At 73.9% G+C, this 18,779-nt stretch carries 14 protein-coding genes, 1 tRNA gene and 1 riboswitch; of the genes, 8 read left to right on the top strand and 7 right to left on the bottom strand.

The genetic code is table 11. From position 1 onward, the window contains the following. The first annotated feature begins 50 nt into the window (after window positions 1-50). Entirely contained in the window at window positions 51-1,247 is a 1,197-nt protein-coding gene (locus ACIRYZ_RS01635; RefSeq protein ID WP_402938123.1) for a hypothetical protein, read from the top strand. A gap of 67 nt (window positions 1,248-1,314) precedes the next feature. Here ACIRYZ_RS01635 and ACIRYZ_RS01640 read toward each other — a convergent pair whose 3' ends face one another. After that, a complete protein-coding gene (locus ACIRYZ_RS01640; protein WP_402938125.1) occupies window positions 1,315-2,814 on the bottom strand; it encodes an aminopeptidase P family protein in 1,500 nt (499 codons plus the stop codon). 125 nt (window positions 2,815-2,939) lie between these two features. Further along, entirely contained in the window at window positions 2,940-4,391 is a 1,452-nt protein-coding gene (locus ACIRYZ_RS01645; RefSeq protein WP_402938128.1) for a PP2C family protein-serine/threonine phosphatase, read from the bottom strand. Between the two features lie 621 nt (window positions 4,392-5,012). On the opposite strand from ACIRYZ_RS01645, the gene ACIRYZ_RS01650 reads away from it, so the two are divergent. Continuing rightward, window positions 5,013-5,648 carry a bifunctional DNA primase/polymerase gene (locus ACIRYZ_RS01650; RefSeq protein WP_402938131.1) on the top strand — a complete coding sequence of 212 codons (636 nt, stop codon included), beginning with the start codon at window positions 5,013-5,015 and terminating at the stop codon, window positions 5,646-5,648. Window positions 5,649-5,864: 216 nt separating this feature from the next. Here the strand turns inward: ACIRYZ_RS01650 and ACIRYZ_RS01655 are convergent, their stop codons facing one another. The 4 genes from ACIRYZ_RS01655 to ACIRYZ_RS01670 form a co-directional block, all read right to left on the bottom strand. Next, entirely contained in the window at window positions 5,865-6,848 is a 984-nt protein-coding gene (locus ACIRYZ_RS01655; RefSeq protein WP_402938133.1) for a DUF5926 family protein, read from the bottom strand. Between the two features lie 131 nt (window positions 6,849-6,979). Further along, window positions 6,980-7,417, bottom strand: a complete 438-nt coding sequence (locus ACIRYZ_RS01660; RefSeq protein WP_402938136.1) for an ATP-binding protein — start codon at window positions 7,415-7,417, stop codon at window positions 6,980-6,982. Window positions 7,418-7,805: 388 nt separating this feature from the next. Further along, the gene (locus ACIRYZ_RS01665) at window positions 7,806-8,630 is read right to left on the bottom strand and encodes a glycerophosphodiester phosphodiesterase (protein ID WP_402938139.1); all 825 of its coding nucleotides are present in this window, start codon (window positions 8,628-8,630) and stop codon (window positions 7,806-7,808) included. Between the two features lie 79 nt (window positions 8,631-8,709). Continuing rightward, entirely contained in the window at window positions 8,710-10,122 is a 1,413-nt protein-coding gene (locus tag ACIRYZ_RS01670) for a purine-cytosine permease family protein (RefSeq protein WP_402938141.1), read from the bottom strand. Then, window positions 10,115-10,263, bottom strand: a riboswitch (TPP riboswitch). It overlaps the preceding gene by 8 nt. A gap of 443 nt (window positions 10,264-10,706) precedes the next feature. Between ACIRYZ_RS01670 and ACIRYZ_RS01675 the strand changes: the two genes are divergently transcribed. The 6 genes from ACIRYZ_RS01675 (at window position 10,707) to ACIRYZ_RS01700 (ending at window position 17,431) form a co-directional block, all read left to right on the top strand. Beyond that, window positions 10,707-12,386: a S1C family serine protease gene (locus ACIRYZ_RS01675; protein WP_402938511.1), complete on the top strand. Its 1,680-nt coding sequence runs from the start codon at window positions 10,707-10,709 to the stop codon at window positions 12,384-12,386. Window positions 12,387-12,449: 63 nt separating this feature from the next. Next, window positions 12,450-12,537: transfer RNA gene (locus tag ACIRYZ_RS01680), tRNA-Ser, on the top strand. A 164-nt stretch (window positions 12,538-12,701) separates the two neighbouring features. Next, the gene (locus ACIRYZ_RS01685) at window positions 12,702-13,904 is read left to right on the top strand and encodes an MFS transporter (RefSeq protein WP_402938144.1); all 1,203 of its coding nucleotides are present in this window, start codon (window positions 12,702-12,704) and stop codon (window positions 13,902-13,904) included. A gap of 122 nt (window positions 13,905-14,026) precedes the next feature. Continuing rightward, window positions 14,027-15,391: an FAD-binding oxidoreductase gene (locus ACIRYZ_RS01690; RefSeq protein WP_402938147.1), complete on the top strand. Its 1,365-nt coding sequence runs from the start codon at window positions 14,027-14,029 to the stop codon at window positions 15,389-15,391. 455 nt (window positions 15,392-15,846) lie between these two features. Further along, window positions 15,847-16,176 carry a hypothetical protein gene (locus tag ACIRYZ_RS01695; RefSeq protein WP_402938150.1) on the top strand — a complete coding sequence of 110 codons (330 nt, stop codon included), beginning with the start codon at window positions 15,847-15,849 and terminating at the stop codon, window positions 16,174-16,176. A 478-nt stretch (window positions 16,177-16,654) separates the two neighbouring features. Further along, window positions 16,655-17,431 (top strand): pyridoxal 5'-phosphate synthase, encoded by a 777-nt coding sequence (locus tag ACIRYZ_RS01700; RefSeq protein WP_402938152.1) that lies wholly within the window; start codon window positions 16,655-16,657, stop codon window positions 17,429-17,431. 15 nt (window positions 17,432-17,446) lie between these two features. Here ACIRYZ_RS01700 and ACIRYZ_RS01705 read toward each other — a convergent pair whose 3' ends face one another. After that, complete coding sequence (locus tag ACIRYZ_RS01705) at window positions 17,447-18,511, bottom strand: EamA family transporter (RefSeq protein WP_402938155.1); 1,065 nt, start codon at window positions 18,509-18,511, stop codon at window positions 17,447-17,449. Window positions 18,512-18,779: the final 268 nt, after the last annotated feature.

Genomic DNA, 18,779 nt, shown 5'->3' on the forward strand with positions numbered 1-18,779 from the left:
CCCGTTCATCCGATCACCACCATCACCGTGTCCTCTGGGGGGACTGTCACATGAACGCGTCCGTTATTACCCGTATTGCGAAGATTGTTCCGCTCGCCGTCGTCGCCGCCATCGGTGTCTCCGCCTGCGACTCCCCGGAGAACGGTGCCCAGGCCGCCCCGAGCGCCACGCGTTCCGCCGCTCCCGCAGTCACCGCACCGTCGACCCCCGCCGACACCCCGTCGACCACCCCCGCCACGCCCGCGCCGACCAGCGGGACCCCCGCCGCCGGGGTGTCGACCCCCGCCGCGGACCACCAGGGCGCGGCCACCCCGACCGCCAAGCCCACCGCCACCGCGAAGCCGAGCGCCAAGCCCACCGCCAAGCCCACTGCCAAGGCCACCGAGCCCGCCCCGTCCGGCGGCATCGGAATCGCCTTCAGCGGCCTGAGCGAGGGCCGGAAGATCCAGGTGGGCGACCGGGTGTCCTTCTCGGTGACCTGGAAGAACAACGACTCCTCGGGCAGCCGTCAGGTGGCGCCGGTGGTGGCGACGCAGGAGTTCGAGGGCGCGCAGTGCTACCAGATGCTCTCGATGGCGAAGGGCACCCTGGAGCGCAAGGACGCCTCCGGCTGGAAGGCCCTGCCGTCGCTGAGCCAGGGCGGCGGGATGGACTACGCGGGCACGGGCGACGACGCGGCCTTCACCCTGGCCGCGGGCGAGAGCCGGACCGTCGAGTACCGGATGGTGCTCGACGCGGGCAACCAGCCGGGCAAGCTGGCCGTCGAGGCGGACGCCGTGGTGCCGCACTCCTTCAAGACGATGGTGAAGAGCGTGGTGAACATGGCGGTCGTCGACAGCCACCGCCCGGTGGTGACCTCGGTGTCCACCCCGACCGAGCTCGTCGTCGGCAAGACCCCGACCGAGTTCTCCTTCAAGGTCTCGTCGCCCGACGGCCCGGGCCTGCTGCGCCCGGTGGTGCGGCTGGCGCTCCCCACCGGCGAGGGCCTGTCCGGCGAGGACGTCACGATCGAGGCGAAGGTCCGCGACGAGTGGAAGAGCTTCGAGGTCACCCCGGACTGCAACGGGCAGCTCGGCGTGGCGCCCTCCCAGCTGGTGGGCGTGATGGAGGGCAACCCGGCCGAGTACACGTTCCGGGTCGGCCTGAACCGGACCGCTGCCGCCGGTCCGGTGGAGATCCAGGTCGGCGGCGACTCCGACGGCCACCGCGGCGCCGTCACCACCGTCCGGCCCGCCGTCCGGCGCTGACCCCCCCGCCGACGGCCGAAGGGCCCGGCCTCCCCACCGGGGGAGGCCGGGCCCTTCACCGATCGGCTCAGGCGAGCGAGGCCATCCACGCCTCGACGTCCTCGGAGCGGCGCGGCAGCCCCGCCGAGAGGTTCTCGTTGCCCTCGGCGGTGACCAGGATGTCGTCCTCGATCCGGACGCCGATGCCGCGGTACTCCTCCGGCACGGTCAGGTCGTCCTGCTGGAAGTACAGGCCGGGCTCGACGGTGAGCACCATGCCGGGCACCAGCAGGGCGTCGACGTGCTCCTCGCGGCGCGAGTGGGCGCAGTCGTGGACGTCCAGGCCGAGCATGTGGCCGGTGCCGTGCAGGGTCCAGCGGCGCTGCAGGCCGAGCTCCAGGACCTTCTCGACGTCGTACGCCGAGGCGTCCAGCAGGCCCCAGGCGAGCAGGCGCTCGGCGAGGACGCGCTGCGAGGCCTCGTGGAAGTCGCGGAAGCGGGCGCCCGGCTTGACCGCGGCGATGCCGGCCTCCTGGGCGTCGTACACCGCGTCGTAGATCTTGCGCTGCAGCTCGGTGAAGCGGCCGTTGATCGGCAGGCTGCGGGTGACGTCGGCGGTGTAGAGGGTGTGGGTCTCCACGCCGGCGTCCAGCAGCAGGAGCTCGCCGGGGCGCACGTCGCCGTCGTTGCGGACCCAGTGCAGGGTGGTGGCGTGCGGGCCGGCCGCGGCGATGGTGCCGTAGCCGACGTCGTTGCCCTCGACCCGGGCGCGGCGCCAGAAGGTGCCCTCGATCCAGCGCTCCGAGGTGGCGACGGCCTGGCCGAGCTCGCGGACCACGTCGGTGAAGCCGTTGACGGTGGCGTCGCAGGCGGCGCGCAGCTCGCCGATCTCCCACTCGTCCTTGACCAGCCGCAGGCCGCTGAGGAACTCCTTGAACTCGGCGTCCTTGTCGGCGTCCAGCACCTCGGCCAGCGCGGCCTCCAGGCCGGCGTCGTAGCCGCGGACGATGCGGGTCGGCACGGCGGCGTCCTTGGCCCGCTCGGCCAGCTCCTCGGCGGCCTTGCGGACGTCGCGCGCGGGCAGGCCGAGCAGCTGCTCCTGTTCGGTCAGACTGTGTCGGCGGCCGACCCACAGCTCGCCGTAGCCGTCCAGCCAGAACTCGCCGTTCTCGCGGTTCGAGCGGGGCAGCAGGTACAGGGTGAACTCGTGGCCGGCCTCGCCGGTCGGCTCGGCGACCAGCACCGCGTCCTCGGTCTGGTCACCGGTGAGGTGCACGTACTCGCTGGCGGCGCGGAAGTTGTAGTCGGTGTCGTTGGCGCGCACCCGCAGGTTGCCGGCGGGGACGACCAGGCGCTGGCCCGGGTAGGCGGCGGAGAGCTTGGCGCGGCGCTCGGCCGCGTACGGGGCCTGGGCGATCGGGGCGAGGCCGTGCAGCTCGGTGTCGGCCCAGCCGGACTTCATCGAGGCGGACAGCTCGTCCGAGATCTCGCCGTAGAGGCCGTTCTTGCGGCCACTGAACTGCTGCGGCTCCTCGCCGCCCTCGGCCTCGGGGTTCTCGGCCACCGCGGGGGTCCGGTCCTCGGTCACGTGCAACGCCTCCTTGGGGGTGGTACCGCCGCCCGTCGGGGGAGGTGTCGGATCGCGACACGCGCGGGCGGCCGTGCGTCCATGGTACGGACGCCCGGCCGCTCACCGATTCGGGGTTCGTATGCCTACTCGAAGCGCGCCGCCAGCATCATCAGGTCGTCGGTGGCCGGGGCGGCGTCCGGGCCGGGGCAGACGGCCAGCAGGTGGGCGCAGAGCCGGTCCGGGGCGATCCGCACGTCGCGCGGGGCGTCGGCGGCGGCCCGGCGCAGGTTGGCCTGCCCGGCGTGCAGGGTCGGGCCGCAGCGGCGGGCCAGGCCCTCGGTGTAGAGCAGCAGGGTGTCGCCGCGCTCGGCGGTGAACTCCACCCCGGGGGCCTCCCAGCAGGTCAGCATGCCGAGCGGGGCGGAGAGCGAGGTCTCGACGAACTCGGCGCCGTGTCGGCCGACCAGGATCGGCGGGCAGTGCCCGGCGCCGGCGAGGGTGATCCGGCGCTCCTCGGGCTCGACCCAGGCGTAGACGGCGGTGGCGGTGCGGCTCGGCTCGGTGGTCTTGAGCAGCAGCTCCAGGTCGCCGAGGACGGAGACCGGGTCCTCGCCCTCCAGCACCGCGTACGCCCGCAGCGCGGCCCGGACCCGGCCCATCGCGGCGGCCGCGCCGGGGGCGGAGCCGGGGCCCGCGCCGGGGCCGTCGCCGGAGACCGAGCCGACGGTGAGGCCGACGGTGCCGTCCGGCAGCGGGATGGCGTCGTACCAGTCGCTGCCGCAGGAGTGGTCCAGGCCGGCCGGGAGGAGCCGGGCGGCCAGCCGCAGCCCGTCCGGCTGGGGGAGGTGGTCCGGCAGCAGACCGCGGCGCAGCGCCTCGGTGGTGCGGCGGGTGCGTTCGGCCTCCAGTTGCTTGGCGAGCAGCGGGGCGGCGACGTCGCAGTAGCGGAGGGCGAGTTCGCGCCGGCGGTCGGTGGGCTCGGCGGGCCGGTCGTAGAACCAGACGGCGGCCGCGAGCGGGCCGTCCTCGGCGGTGGCGAGCGGCAGGCCGAAGGCGCCGCCGAGGCCGAGGTGGACGGCGAGTTCGCGCAGCCGGGCGCCGATGACCGGGTCCTCGGCGAGGTCGACGGAGTGCAGCTGTTCGGGTCGGTCCTGTTCGCGCAGCAGCCGGGCGAGCAGGCTCTGCTCGGTCGGGACGGTCTCCAGGGCGCCGAGGCTGGCCCGGTCGAGGCCGAGGCCGACCGGCTGGCCGAGGCCACCGTCGGGCATCAGGGTGACCAGGACGCCGCGGCCGGCGCCGAGCAGCGCGGCGCCGGAGGCGAGGACGGCGTCCAGGGTGGCGGTGAGGCCGCGGGCGCGGGCGAGCCGTTCGGTGTGCTCGTGCAGGCTGGTGATGTCGGACAGACGTCCGGTCAAACGGTCCTGCACGGTGGCGGCGGACGGTGCCGTGAGGTCGTCCGCGGTGCCCTCCGGCGCGTCGGCGGGGGCGAGCAGGTCGGGCGGGTCGAGGACGGTGAGCCCGCCCGCGCAACCGGGTTCGCCCAGCTCGGCGGTCGTCGGCGACGGGTGGGACGTCGACGCGTGGGACTCGGTCATGCCGCCACTCCTGACGCGGTGCTACGTGCCATGCGAAACCCCCAGATACGGCCCGATGTGGAGCGAGCACGGCCAAAGGGCGTGTTTCGCCTCGAATCGCTACTACTCGTCATTGATCGACAGCAATGCCACCACTTCTACACAGGCCATTCGGGGCATGTCCAGATCCAGGACGACGCGATGGCCGGTTCCACAGCGTCATCACTCCGGTCGGAGGGCGCGCGTGGTCGGTGCGCGCGCCGGTCGGGTCCGGAGGCATGGAGCGGGCCGGGAGCGGGCAGAACCGAGAGGACGGACCGGGCGGCCGTCCGGATCGTAATGTCCGTGCCGCCCGTGCAGCGGGCTGTCCGGAAGTCTCTCACTCGTACGGTGGAACCAAGCGCGCCCGGGCGGCGTCCATCCGGTCGCATACGGGATTCTCGTTCCAAGGGCTGTTCCATTGCGCGGCCCTTCTCATGTCGTGCTCCACACCGTGCTCCACGTCGTAGCCGCGCCGTCCGCCATGCCGCCCGCCCCCGCTTCGCGCCGCCCGGGGCCGTGCCGTCGCGGGCCCGCGTGGCGAGTCCCGCCGGATGCCGTGGGGCGGAGCGAACCGAGCGGTCAGGGAAAGGAACGAGCGCCATGCGTGAGAACCCGAAGAGCCGGTCGCAGGAGTCGTCCGCCCGGCTGGACGCGGCCCTGACGGCTGCCGTCGAACACCGCTGGCCCGTGGTGCCGGGAACCGTCCTGTGCGGCGGGCGCTGTTCCTGCGGCGACCCGGACTGCCCGGTGCCCGGCGCGCATCCGCACGACCCCTCGCTGCTGGCCGCCACCACGGACGCCCGGATGGTGCGCTGGTGGTGGGAGCGGCAGAGCCCGGACGCGCCGGTGCTGGCCGCCACCGGCTCCACAGTCTCGGCGGTCTCTCTGCCCGCGGCGGCCGGGGCCCGGGCCCTGGTCCACCTGGGCGCGCTGCGGCTGCCGCTCGGCCCGGTGCTGGCCATGCCGGGCCGCTACGCGCTCCTGGTGGCCCCGTACTCGCTCGACGTGCTCGGCGAGATGCTCTCCCAACTCCCCTGGGTGCCGGGCTCGTTGCGCTACCACGGGCCGGGCGGCTTCCTGCCGCTGCCGCCCGGCGGGGCGGCCGGCCGGGTGCGCTGGGTGCTGACGCCGCGGCCGTCGGCGGACGGTGGGGTCTGGCTGCCGCAGGTCGGGCCGCTGCTGGGTGAGTTGGTGGACGCGACGGTCCGGCTGGAAAGTGGCCGCTCGGCGCACTGACGGGGCGCCGCCGGAGGGGTTCCGGGGCCCGCTTCGGCGGGCCGCTCCGGAAAAACAAAAGATCCGGCCGCTGGCGACGGGGGATGCACCAGCGGCCGGACTCTTTAGACAGTAACAAGGATCCGCGCCCGCGCCAATTTCCAAGACGCCCTCCAGGCCCGGAAATTGCGGCTTCACCGCGACAATGTGACGCGTATCACCCTGATCCTGCGCGCTTTAGTTCAAGGTGACCTGACGGTTCACCAGGTTCGCGCGGGCGCGCCGCTCGTCGGCGGTCAGCGGGGTCTCGTCGGCGAGGACGGCGGCGAGCCGCTCGGCGAACTCGGCGGCCGGCTTCTCGCAGTCGGCGGCGGTCATGGCGAGCGGGAGGTCCCACACCGGGACGGTCAGGCCGTGCGCGCGGAAGGAGCCGACCAGGCGGGTGTCCGGGCCGAGCGAGGCCTCGCCGGCGGCGTTCAGCCGGGCCAGCGCGTCCAGCAGCTTCTCCTCGGGCACGGTCATCACCCAGCGCAGGTGGTTCTTGTCCGGGGTGCCGCACCAGTAGGCGGCGTCGAGGCCGGCCAGCTTCTCGGTCGGGATGGCCGAGGCGTTGGCGCGCTCCAGGGAGGCGGCGACCTCGCCGGTGGCGGACTCGGCGTCCTCCAGCCAGAACTCGAAGCCGGTGTGCACGGTGGGCGTGAACGCGGCGGTGGTGTCCAGCAGGTCCTGCAGGCGGCGCCCGCCCGCGACGGTCCGGCGGGCCGGCACCGGGGTGCCCGGCTCGGTGGCCAGGGCCAGCTCCAGGGCGTCCGCGAGGTCGCGGCTGAGGTCGCCGGAGGAGGACTGGCTCTGCAGGCCGAGCAGGATCGAGCCGTCCTGGCGGCGCAGTGCCGGCCAGGCCAGCGGCAGCACGGTGGCCAGGGTCACCGACGGGACGTCACCGGCGGCGGTCTCGGCGACCCCGGCGGCCAGCGTCAGCGGCACCGTCGCGGCCGGCACCAGCTCGCGCAGCGCCACCCAGTCGGCCTCGCCCGCCAGGCCCTCGAACGGGCGGTGCACCAGCTCCTGCACCGCGTGCGAGGCCTCCCGGCCGTGGCAGGCCTTGTACCGGCGGCCCGAGCCGCAGGGGCAGTCCTCGCGGGCCCCGACCACGGGGATCTCGCCCGTGACGGCGGTGGTGGACTGGCGCTGCGGCGCCTTCTTGGCGGCCTTCTTGCCCATGGTGCGGCTCTCCCGGGAACGGTGGTCCTTTGCTCCGGGAAGCCTACTGACGTTCCCCCGGCGCGCGGGAACGCGCCGGGGTGGGCGTCGTACGGGCGTGTGCCCGCGGACGTGTGCCCGCGGACGTGCGGCTACGCGCTGCGCGCGTCGCCGCCGGTGCGCCGGGCGTGCCGGGCCCGCGCGGGCAGCGCCGCCCAGACCGTCACCTCGCCGGGCGCGTCGCGCACGCCCCAGTCGCTGGCCAGCTGGTCGACGATGCTCAGGCCGCGACCGCCCCGCGAGGTCAGCGAAGGGCTGGCGGGCAGCGGCCGGGTGGTCGCGCCGCCGTCGGTGACCTCCAGGGTGAGCGCGCCGTCGGCGTGCATCTGCCAGCGGACCAGCACGCCGCCGCCCGGCTCGCCCGTACCGTCGTCGTGCTCCCGGCCGCCCGCTGCGGGGTGCGTCCCGGAGGGGACGCCGACCAGCAGTTGGTTCACCACCTCGGCCCGGGCCCCGCGGCCGAGGGCCGGCAGCGGGCCGAGCGGACGGGCGTATCGACAGGCGTTGCTCAACAGTTCGGAAAGGATCAATACGGCATCATCAATGACCGGTTCCGGTATCTGCCGGTCACCCAGATCTCGACGCAGTCGGCGCCGTACGACCCCGACACTCGCTGGGCCGTGCGGCACTGCCATGGTCGATGAAGTCGGCACTTCGCGCGCCACCATCAACGCCACCCCCGGACCTCCTTCAGCGTATGCCGAGGGATGGATGCCCCTTGGTAATGCGTCGGAAACGACTGCCGGAGGATCCCGCGAGTCCATTTCGAGCAACGCGACTCAGGGTCGACGAGAGGTCATTCCGTGCTCACCCTCCGTCGCCCGAACGCAAGAATTCCGGCAATACCGTGCGCGGAAGGTTTGACTGCCGACCAGAGTGATCAGGCTGAGGCGGTACGGCCTTCGGCCCGCCGGCCGGTCACCGCCCGAGCTGGGCCAGCACCTCCGCGGGCCGGTTGGTGATGATCGCGGACACCCCGAGCTCCAGGCAGAGTTCGACGTCGGCCGGCTCGTCCACCGTCCACACGTGCACCTGGTGCCCCAGCTCGCGCAGCTGGGGCACCAGCTGCGGCTTGGCCTTGACCAGCTCGATGCCCGGGCCGGCGATCCGCGCCCCGCCCGGCAGCGGCTTGCCCGGGCGCAGCTGGCCGAGCAGTGGCAGCATCCGTTCGATCAGGAAGACCCGCTGGTACTCCGGTGCGGCGGCGGCCACCCGGTTCAGCGCGATCGAGGAGAAGCTCATGATCCGGGCGGACGGGCGGTCGCCCTCCCGGGTCGCGCCGATCTTGAAGCGCTCCAGCATCCGCAGCAGCTCGGCCTCGACGCGGCCGCGGAAGCGCACCGGGTGCTTGGTCTCGATCGCCAGGTCCACCGGGCGGCCGCAGTCCACCACCAGCTCCAGCAGGCGCTCCAGCCGCAGCACGCCGCGCAGCTCCGGGTCGGTGCTGGGGCGGCCGGTCTTCCAGGCGCCGAAGTCGTACGCCTCCAGCTCGGCGAGGGTCATCGCGGAGACGGTGCCCTGGCCGTTCGAGACCCGGCCGATCCGGCGGTCGTGCACGCAGACCAGCTCGCCGTCGGCCGTCACCCGGACGTCGCACTCGACGGCGTCCGCGCCCTCGTCGAGCGCGCGCCGGTAGGCCGCAAAGGTGTGCTCGGGCAGGGCGTGGGAGGAACCGCGATGGGCGATCACCTGGACGGAGGGCGCGGTGCGCGCCGCCGACGGGGACAGGTCTGGGCTGGTCACGGGCCCAACGATAGGCGGCGGAGGTGACGCGGGGGCGAAGACGGTCCCAACCTGCGGGGCCGGTTTCGCCCCCGGTGCCTCAGGCGCGGGCGGCGCGCCGGGTCAGCGGGGTGAGCGCCCAGGTGACCAGGGCCGGTACCAGGAAGGCGAACAGCGAGGCGGAGGTCCACTCCTGCGGGGTGAAGTGCAGGGCCCGCTGGGCCGAGGTCCAGAAGTCCGTCCACCAGCCGGCCACCGCGGTCGGCGCGATGAACTGGTAGACCGCGAAGCCCAGCACCCACGGCAGCAGCATCAGCCAGCGGGACGGCGCCTTCTCGGAGAGGTCCCAGCCGTGCCGGCCGGCCCCGAAGAAGTAGTCCACCGCCAGCACCGCGAGCAGCGGCACGAAGACCGAGCCGATCAGGCCGAGGAAGTTGCTGTAGGTGTCGGTGAACCTGTCGATCCGCAGTGCCAGCACGGTGGTCAGCACGCCGATCCCGCCGCTCAGCACCCGGCGGTCCACCCGCGGCAGCAGGTTCTGCAGCGACATCGCGGTCGAGTACACGTTGGCGAAGGACTGGTCGGTCTCGCGCAGCACCAGCACCAGCAGGAACAGCCAGCCGGCCCAGACGCCGAGGAAGGAGTCGAAGATCCGGCTCGGGTCGCCGTCGGACTGCAGCAGCGCCATCAGGCCGAGCACGTAGCACCAGACCTGGGCGACGGTGTAGCCGGAGAAGCTCCCCCAGAAGGACGAGCCCGCGGTGCGCGAGTGCCGGGTGTAGTCGGCGGCCATCGGGACGAAGGAGATCGACACCGCGATCATCGCGTCGGTGGCGCCCAGGAAGCCGTGCCAGTTGCCCGCGCCCGGGTCCGGTACGCCCTGACGGCCCAACTGGACGGTGAAGTACACCATCGCGACCGCGACCGCCCCGGCCACGAAGCGGCGCAGCACCGCGATCGCGCCCAGCGGCCAGATCGTCAGCGCGGTGGTCAGCGCGCCCGCGGCCAGCACGAACAGCCAGCGGTAGCCGGTGGTGTGGGCGACGGTCTGGGCGCCCGCCGAGATGGTCAGCAGCTCGAACACGCCCCAGCCGATGCACTGGACGATGTTCAGCACGGTCGGCAGGTAGGACAGCCGGGTGCCGAACAGCCCGCGCAGGTTGGCCATCGCGGGGGCGCCGGTCCGGGCGCCGATCAGCGCGGCCACGCCGAGCATCGCGGTGCCGACCGCCGTACCGGCCACGATCGCGGTCACCGCGGCGGCCAGCGACAGCTCGCTGCCCTTCTCGCCGAGCACGGTGGCGGCGGTGGAGAAGCCGATCAGGCTGACGCCCAGGTTCATCCAGAGCGCGAAGTGGTCCCGGAAGCGCAGGGTGCGCGGCGGCTCGGTGTCCAGCACCAGCGGCGCCTCGACACGCCCGTCGGTGCCGGGGGCGGTCGCGTCCGCGGGACGATCAAGGAAATCCTTGGACGTGGGCGCGCTCGAAGAAGAGGATGGCGAAGCAGGCGGCATGGCCGATACTCCCTACGCCGGCATTACCCGGACAGGTTCCGGCGGTCAGCGCCCCCTCGACGGTTCGCCGGTGTCCTACTTGGCGTACGGTCGACATGCGCACTCTCAGCCTGGTCGGTCCAAGCTCCCGCGTGTCAGTTTGGAGCGACAGGCTAACCGGCACAGGTACGAACGCCAAAGGCCACGGGGTGTGCGGTCCGCGTCGCGGAACGCCCGGGCGGAGGGAGGGGGGCTCCCCGACCGTCGCCGTCATCGCCGTCGTCGGTGTCGGCTAAGGATTCTTATGAGTTCTTCAGAGGGGTCCTTACGGCAATCGAATCGACGGTGCGAAAAACTATGGTCCTTGGTTCTGTCAGCTATGGAGGTCGTCCGTGAGCACCGAGCGCGAGGTTGGGCCCACCGGGCCGCAGGGGGAGCAGCCCGCGGGCCCCGAGGAGACGGCTGGGCCCGTTTCCGACGGCACCGCTCAGGGCGGCCACAAGCCGACGATGGCGTTCAGCCGGGTCCCCGAGCCCGAGGCCGCGCCGGAAGCCGCTGACGCGGCGTCGGCCGCCGCCGCGGGCGACGGCGGGCACAAGCCGACGATGGCGTTCAGCCGCGTCCCGGAGCCGGAGACCGCGCCGGAGGCCGGGCTCGAGCCGGTCGAGGCCGCCCCGACTGCGGCCGCCCCGGCCGAGGGCGGTCACAAGCCCACCGTGGCCTTCACCAAGGTCCCCGCGCCGGAGGTCCCGGCGGTGCCCGCCGCCGAGGAGCACGCCGTCGACCCGGTCACCGGCTACATCGACGCCCCGCCGCCGGTCCTGCCGCCCGCGCCGCCCGTCGCGCCCGCGCCCGCAGCCGCGGCCCCGGTGGCCCCGGCCCTGCCGCCGGCCGCCAACCCGTACGCGACCCCCTCCCACGGCGTGCCCGCCGCCGGTGCGCAGGAGCCGTACGGCGCCGCGCCCGCCGCGCACGGCCACCACCCGTTCGGCGCCGGCCAGCCGGTCGGCGGCTGGGGCGCCGCCCATGACGCCACCTCCGGCGGTGCGGGCTACCCCGGCGGCCCCGGAGGCCCCGACTACCCCGGCGGCCCCGGAGGCCCCGACTACCCCGGCGGCCCGCTCGGCTACCCGGCCGACCACCCCGGCGGCCCCGGCGGCCCGCGCAAGAAGCGCGGCGGCCTGGTGGCCCTCCTCGCGGCCGTCGCGCTGGTCGCCGGTGTGGCCGGCGGCGCGATCGGCGTGGTCGCCACCAACCAGGTCAGCAGCAGCAGTTCGGCCGACGACCACCGCAGCACCACCGTCCAGGCCAGCGACACCCAGAAGAACGAGCCCGTCCCCGGCTCGATCGCCGCCATCGCGCAGAAGGCGCTGCCCAGCGTCGTCACCATCAAGGCGCAGAACAGCAGCGAGTCGGGCACCGGCACCGGCTTCGTCTTCGACACCGAGGGCCACATCCTCACCAACAACCACGTGGTCGCGCCAGCCCTCAACGGCGGCAAACTGACCGTCAAGTTCGCCGACGGCACGTCCTACAGCGCCTCGGTGCTGGGCCACGCCGACGGCTACGACGTCGCCGTGGTCAAGATCGACAACCCGCCGAAGGGCAAGCTGGCGCCCCTGGCGCTGGCCGACTCCGACAAGGTCAACGTCGGCGACACCACGATCGCGATCGGTGCGCCGTACGGCTTGGAGTCCACCGTCACCAGCGGCATCGTCAGCGCCAAGGACCGCCCGGTCGCCTCGGGCGACGAGACCGGCGCGCAGGCCTCGTACATGAACGCCCTGCAGACCGACGCCTCGATCAACCCCGGCAACTCCGGCGGCCCGCTGCTCGACTCCAGCGGCGCGGTGATGGGCATCAACTCGGCGATCCAGTCCAACGCCTCCGCCAACGGCCGGGCCGGCAGCATCGGCCTGGGCTTCGCCATCCCGATCAACCAGGCCAAGTGGGTCGCTGACACCCTGATCAAGACCGGCAAGCCGGTCTACGCCAAGCTCGACGTGCTGCGCAACGACGACTACAAGGGCGACGGCGCGCAGATCCAGACCCGCGACATCCAGGGCCAGCCGGCCGTCACCCCCGGCGGCGCGGCCGACAAGGCCGGCCTCAAGCCGGGCGACGTGATCACCAAGCTCGGCGGCGCGCCGATCGAGAACGGCCCCGCCCTGGTCAGCCGGATCTGGACGCACAAGCCGGGCGAGACGGTGGACGTCGAGTACACCCGCAACGGTCAGACGTACACCACCAAGGTCACCCTCGGTCAGCGCGACGGCGACCAGTGACCCTCGGGAGCGCGGAATCGTGTGCGCCGAAGCCCGCCGGACCCGTTAGGCTGACCTCCGCCTGGAGAGCTGCCCGAGCGGCCTAAGGGAACAGTCTTGAAAACTGTCGTGGCGTGACCCGTCACCGTGGGTTCGAATCCCACGCTCTCCGCTGGTAGGAGAACCACCTGCTCAGGGCGGGTGCCGAGCCCACTCGGCACCCGCCCTCGGTGTTTTCCGGAGCGGTCCGGCGGCCGGGGTCGTCCCTGAAGCCGGTGCTTCGCCGGTGGGCCGTGCTTGCCCTCGACCAGGTCGAGGGTCCTAGCGTCCCCCGGCATGACCACCGCCACCACCGCGCGGGCGCCGCTGCCCGGTCCGTACCTGCTCTGGCTGGCCGGCGCCCAGGCCGGGCTGCTGGGTGATGCCGCGCTGTACTTCGCTCTCGGCTGGGCCGCCTCCGCGCACGGCGGTGGGGCGGCCGGGTTGGTCCTGACGGCGATCACCGTCCCGCGCACCGTGCTGGTCCTGCTGGGTGGTGCGGTCGCGGACCGGTTCGGCGCCCGTCGGGTGATGCTCGCCGGGGACGCGGTGATGCTGGTCGCGACGGCCGCGTTGGCGGTCGCGGTGGGCGGCCGGGGTACGCCGCTCTGGCTGCTGGTCGCGGCGGCGGGCGTGATCGGGACGGTCGACGCGTTCTACCTGCCGGCGAGCGGATCGATGCCGCGCCGCCTGGTGCCCGTCGATGGGCTGCCCCGGGCGCTCGCGCTGCGGCAGGCCGGCGGGCAGAGCGCCGCCCTGCTCGGGGCGCCGCTCGGCGGCCTGCTGGTCACCGTCGGGGGGTTCGCCGGCGCCGCGGTCGCGGACGCGGTGAGCTTCGGGGTCGTCCTGCTGGTCCTGCTGAGGGTCCGGCCCCGGGAGGACGCCGGGCCGGCCGCACCGAGCGGGCTGCTGCGCGAGGCGGCGTCCGGGGTCCGGCTCGCCCTGCGCGACCCGCTGCTGCGGGCCGCGCTGCTGCTCACCGGGGCCGCAGCCGCGGGACTGCTGCCGGTGGTGTCGCTGCTCGGGCCGCTGCTCGCCCGGGCGCACGGCTGGACGGCGGGGACGGCCGGACTGGTGGCCGGCGGACAGGCGGCCGGGGTGCTCGCGGTGGCGAGCCTGGTCGCCTGGCGCGGCGCGCTGCCCCGGGCGGGGGTCGGGGCAGCGGCCGGGCTCTGCACGGCCTCGGTCGGCATCGCGCTGCTGGCGCTGTCCCCGGGGCCGGCGGTGGCGGTGGCGGGCGGTACGGTGACCGGCCTCGGCTCCGGGCTGTTCGCCTGCCACCTCGGGCCGCTGGTGCTGGGTGGCGCTCCGGCGTCCCATCTCTCCCGGGTGCAGGCGCTGTTGACGCTGGTGCAGAGCCTCGCGCTGGTGCTGGCCAACGGACTGCTCGGCCTGCTTGCCGACCGTGGGGGTGCGGCCGTGACCATGCTCGTGTGTGCCGTCGCCTCGGGGGCGGTGGGCTCGGTCGCTCTGGTGACCCGGACTTTCCGCCGGGCGTGACCCGGGGACGTGTTCGGTCCCGTCCGGAGGCGCCCGGCGCTCCCCGAGGCCCACTTGCCCGCCCCCTCCCCGCCGGGCAGAGTGCGGAGGTGGGGGCGGTCGGGCGGCGAGCGGAGGCGGCGATGAGTGATCTGACGGACCGACTGGCGCAGGGCCTCCCGGCGGAGGCCGTCGTGGTGGATCCGGACGTGACCGCGGCCTACAGCCATGACATGGCCGGGTTCTGCGCCGCCGGTACGCCCGCGGTGGTGGTGTTCCCGGAGACGGTGGAGCAGGTGCGGCACGTGCTGCGCACCGCCACCGAGCTGCGGGTGCCGGTGGTGCCGCAGGGGGCGCGGACCGGGCTGTCGGGGGCGGCGAACGCGGTGGACGGCTGCATCGTGCTGTCCCTGGTGAAGCTGAACCGGATCCTGGAGATCGACCCGGTGAACCGGATCGCGGTCGTGGAGCCCGGTGTGGTGAACGCCGAACTGTCCAGGGCGGTCGAGGAGCTGGGGCTGTACTACCCTCCGGACCCGTCCAGCTGGGAGTCCTGCACGATCGGCGGCAACATCGGCACCGGCGCGGGCGGGCTCTGCTGCGTGAAGTACGGGGTCACCGGCGAGTACGTGCTCGGGCTGGACGTGGTGCTGGCGGACGGACGGCTGCTGTCCACCGGGCGCCGGACGGCCAAGGGGGTGGCCGGGTACGACCTGACCCGGCTGCTGGTCGGTTCGGAGGGGACGCTCGGGGTGGTGGTCCGGGCGGTGCTGGCGCTGCGGCCCGTGCCGGCCCCGCAGCTGGCGCTGGCGGCGGAGTTCCCGAGCGCGGACGCGGCCGGTGCGGCGGTCTGCGAGGTGATGGCGCGCGGGCTGACGCCGTCACTGATGGAGCTGATGGACGCGGTCTCGGTGCGGGCCGTCAACGAGCTGGGGCGGATGGGGCTGCCGGAGTCGACCCAGGCGCTGCTGCTGGTGGCCTTCGACGGGCCGGACCGGGAGGCCGAGTTGGCGCGGGTCGCCGGGCTGTGCCGGGAGGCCGGGGCGACCGAGGTGGTCCCGGCCGAGGACCAGGCGGAGTCCGACCTGCTGCTGGCGGCCCGGCGGCTGGCGCTGCCCGCGTTGGAGCGGCTGGGCACCACGATGATCGACGACGTGGCGGTGCCGCGTTCCCGGCTGGCCGAGATGCTGAACGGCGTCGCGGCGATCGCCGAGCGGCACGCGCTGACCATCGGGGTGGTCAGCCACGCCGGGGACGGCAACACCCATCCGATCGTGATCTTCGACGGCTCGGACGAGGAGCAGACGGTACGGGCCCAGCGCTCCTTCGACGAGATCATGGCGCTCGGACTGGAGCTGGGTGGCACGATCACCGGGGAGCACGGGGTGGGGCTGCTCAAGCGGGACTGGCTGGCCCGGGAGCTGGGGCCGGTCGCGCTGGACCTGCAGCGGCAGCTGAAGGCCGTCTTCGACCCGTTGGGGATCCTCAACCCAGGCAAGATGGTCTGATTTTCCACACTCTTTGGTCCGCACCAGTCGGGTCCCTTCTGCTCGAATTTTCGGTACGACTATCAGACGGTCTATGAATGGCCGGAAAAGTCGACATGGAAGGGTGGGCGAACTTTTCGGGGGCGTGTTCGCGGGCGGACTGCGCCGGGGTGGTGAGCCCGGTGGTTCGCGAGGCATCGAAGCGCCGTTTTCCGGGGGTCGTTGTCCGGTCGCCGTCCGGGCGAAATGCCAGGTGGACGAGGGTGTGTCGGCGCGCTGTCCGGATTCGCCGCCGTTATGCGCGGCTCGGATGGATATCACGCTAACGGGCGAAAACGGCTCCGTCGGCTGGTGCTTTGTCGATTTGTTGCGGAAGTCTGTCTCCCGGCGTCGCAGCCCGCAGGTGTTCGTCTGGCCGGCGAACTCCCGCATCCCGAGCTCGACATTGCACGATTAACAGCTTCTTGGAGGCTCACATGGCTCGCATCAACACCCGCCGGGTGACCGGGTTCCTACTCGCCGCCCCGCTGGCGGTCGGCCTGCTGCTGGCGGGTGCCGGTGCCGCGGCCGCCGACAACGGCGCGGGTGCCGCGGGCGGCTCCAACGCCGGCGTGGTGTCCAACACCGGGACCGGGAACGTGTTCGGCGGGGTCGACGGCAACTACGTCTCCACCCAGCAGACGGCCACCGGCTCCGGTGCCTCGAACCAGAACAACACCCTCGCGTCGAAGGACAACGCGGGCAACATCCTGGCCGGCCAGGGCAACAAGAACATCAACGTCATCTTCGCCCCGATCTTCCGCTGACCTCCCCGGGCACCACCGACGGCGGGGGCGCCGGAGGTGGACGACCGCGGGTGAGCTGAGCATCCGCGAAGGGGTTCGAAGCGGTTCCCGGGCGGGCTTCCGTCCGGGGGGTGGATCGGACAGAGCGCTTTGACCGGCCAAGCGGAAAGGGTCGCCGCGAAACCGGCCGCGTGGGCGGTGCCGCCATCGGCACCGCCCACGAGCGCGTCCGAAGCCCGGTCCGAAGCCGCCGGGCGGCACGAAGCCGCCGGTCCGCACGAAGCCCCGGTCCGCGCGAAGCCCCCTTCGTACGGAGTCGCCCGCCCGTACGAGGCCCCGGCCCGTCCGAGCGGCCCTGATCCGTTCACCGAGGGCCCGCGCCCGGAGCCGTCGGTCCACGGCGGTACGGTTGCGCTCCGACAGCGCACCACGTGCCCGGGCCCGGAACGGACGGCCCGGCCGGCGCGACGACCGCGGCAACCGGAAGGAAGGGCGCGCGATGGCGGCGGAGGACGAGGACCTGACCGGCCCGGACGGGGCCAGGCCCGCACCGGAGCCGGGGCCGGAGGTGTGCCCGGCGCCGCTGGACGAGCACCGGCCCGAGCCGAGGTCCGTCCCCGAGCTGCTGCTCGGCCGCCCGCCGATGGCCCGCCCGCTGCCCTCGTTCGACCACGAGGCCGCCCCCGCCGAGCCCGGCCCGCTGTTCGTGGACTGGCTCACCACCGCCCTGGACGCCGGGGTGCTGGACCCGCAGGCCTTCACCCTCTCCACGGTCGACGCGGACGGCATGCCGGACGCCCGGGTGCTGGTGCTGCGCGACGTCGACGCGGCCGGCACCGGCTGGAACTTCTCCGCCGCCGCCGACAGCCCGAAGGGCCGTCAGCTCGCCGGCCACCCCGCCGCCGCGCTGTCCGTCTACTGGCCGCAGCTGGGCCGCCAGGTGCGGGTCCGCGGCAGCGTGGAGCGGGCCGCCGACCTGGTCGCCGCCGCCGAGTTCGCCACCCGCTCGCCCGCCGCCCGGGTCGGCGCGCTGGTCGGGCGGCAGAGCGAGCCGCTGGGCGCGCTCACCGAGTACGACGAGGCGGTGGCGGTCGCCCGTCGCCGACTGGAGGCCACCCCGGACGCCGTCGCGCCCGGGCACGCGGTCTACACCCTGTGGGCGCACGAGGTGGAGTTCTGGCAGGGCGACGCCCAGCGCCGGCACGTCCGGCTGCGCTACACCCGCACCGGCCCGGTCCACAGCCCGGAGTGGTCGCGCACCCTGCTCTGGCCGTAGGGCCCTGACCGCGCCCTATCGCCGTCCGGTCAGCGTGGCCCCCACGCTGGCCGCCACCACGCAGCCGATCCCCGCCAGCTGCGCCGCGCCCAGCAGCTGGCCGAGCACCACCAGCCCGACCAGCGCGCTGACCGCCGGCTCCAGGCTGACCAGCACGCTGAACACCCGCTGCGGCATCCGGCGCAGCGCCGTCATCTCCAGCGCGTACGGGATCACCGGCAGCAGCAGCGACACCCCGGCCACCGCGGCCAGCAGCACCAGCGGCGAGGCGCCGGGCGCGGTCAGCCCGTCCCAGGCCTCGCCGAGCCCGAACGGCGCCAGGGTCAGCGCGCCGACCGTCATCGACACCGCGAGGCCCTGGAAACCCTGGAAGGCGGCGCCGACCTTGTCGGTGAACAGGATGTACGCCGAGTAGCAGGCGGCCGCCCCGAAGGCGTACAGCAGGCCGACCGGGTCGAGCGAGCCGCCGCCGTCGCCCCCGCCGAGCAGGGTCAGCAGCGCCACCCCGGCCGCGGCGAGCAGCGCCCAGAGCAGATGGCTGGCGCGCCGGGCGAAGACCAGGGCGACCGCGAGCGGGCCGAGGAACTCGATGGTCGCGGCGGTGCCCATCGGCAGCCGGTCGACCGCCCCGGCGAACAGGAAGGTCATCCCGGCCGAGGCCATGCCGAGCAGCGCGGCCGCGGCGAGGTCGCGCGGGCGCTTGTCGCGCAGCTTCGGCCGGGTGACGGCGAGCAGGATGACCGCGGCGAAGCCGAGCCGCAGGAAGGTCGTGCCGCTGACCCCGAGCGGGCCGAAGAGCGGCTTGGACAGCGCGATGCCGGTCTGCACCAGGAACATCGCGGCCAGACAGAGAAGCGGCGCCGGGATCCTCTCCGGGCGCCGCAGGACCTTGCCGAACCGGCCGGTGGATCGGCCGGGGTCCACCCCGGGGGGTGCCGCGGAGCCGGACTCCTCACCTCGTCGCCAGCTGCCCCGCTCGCCGGCAGGCTCGCCCTTGGGGGCGGGCGGCATGGCAAGGGCCTCGGCGACGGCGGCGGCCGAGGTGGGGGCAGCGGTTTCGCCGGTATGGGAGGTGGGCATGCTAACGAGTTTGCCGTAAGGAGTGCTGAACCAGCAAGCTCGTTACAGGAATCGGGATGGATGCGGACGGGTGCACCCGAAAGGATGGACTCGCACGCCGCCGGCGGCGTGGCGCGCAGGGGGGCTCGGCAGCTACGTCAGTGGCTCCCGGGCGTCGATCACCCGCCCGACCACCGCTGAGCCACCCGGGCCCGGCACCGAGGCCGGTCGCGCCGGGCCGCGGCGACGGTTGTCGGGAGAAACCGGGGCGAATCAGTGATCCGTGCAA

Origin of the sequence: Kitasatospora sp. NPDC101155, from assembly GCF_044768305.1 — a bacterium.
GTDB lineage: Bacteria > Actinomycetota > Actinomycetes > Streptomycetales > Streptomycetaceae > Kitasatospora.

Coding starts and splice junctions, on each gene's coding strand:
- ACIRYZ_RS01695 (WP_402938150.1), top strand. CDS start 15,847: ATGGCTCGCATCAACACCCGCCGGGTGACCGGGTTCCTACTCGCCGCC.
- ACIRYZ_RS01655 (WP_402938133.1), bottom strand. CDS start 6,848: ATGGGCAAGAAGGCCGCCAAGAAGGCGCCGCAGCGCCAGTCCACCACC.
- ACIRYZ_RS01670 (WP_402938141.1), bottom strand. CDS start 10,122: ATGCCGCCTGCTTCGCCATCCTCTTCTTCGAGCGCGCCCACGTCCAAG.
- ACIRYZ_RS01635 (WP_402938123.1), top strand. CDS start 51: ATGAACGCGTCCGTTATTACCCGTATTGCGAAGATTGTTCCGCTCGCC.
- ACIRYZ_RS01685 (WP_402938144.1), top strand. CDS start 12,702: ATGACCACCGCCACCACCGCGCGGGCGCCGCTGCCCGGTCCGTACCTG.
- ACIRYZ_RS01700 (WP_402938152.1), top strand. CDS start 16,655: ATGGCGGCGGAGGACGAGGACCTGACCGGCCCGGACGGGGCCAGGCCC.
- ACIRYZ_RS01650 (WP_402938131.1), top strand. CDS start 5,013: ATGCGTGAGAACCCGAAGAGCCGGTCGCAGGAGTCGTCCGCCCGGCTG.
- ACIRYZ_RS01645 (WP_402938128.1), bottom strand. CDS start 4,391: ATGACCGAGTCCCACGCGTCGACGTCCCACCCGTCGCCGACGACCGCC.
- ACIRYZ_RS01705 (WP_402938155.1), bottom strand. CDS start 18,511: ATGCCCACCTCCCATACCGGCGAAACCGCTGCCCCCACCTCGGCCGCC.
- ACIRYZ_RS01690 (WP_402938147.1), top strand. CDS start 14,027: ATGAGTGATCTGACGGACCGACTGGCGCAGGGCCTCCCGGCGGAGGCC.
- ACIRYZ_RS01675 (WP_402938511.1), top strand. CDS start 10,707: ATGGCGTTCAGCCGCGTCCCGGAGCCGGAGACCGCGCCGGAGGCCGGG.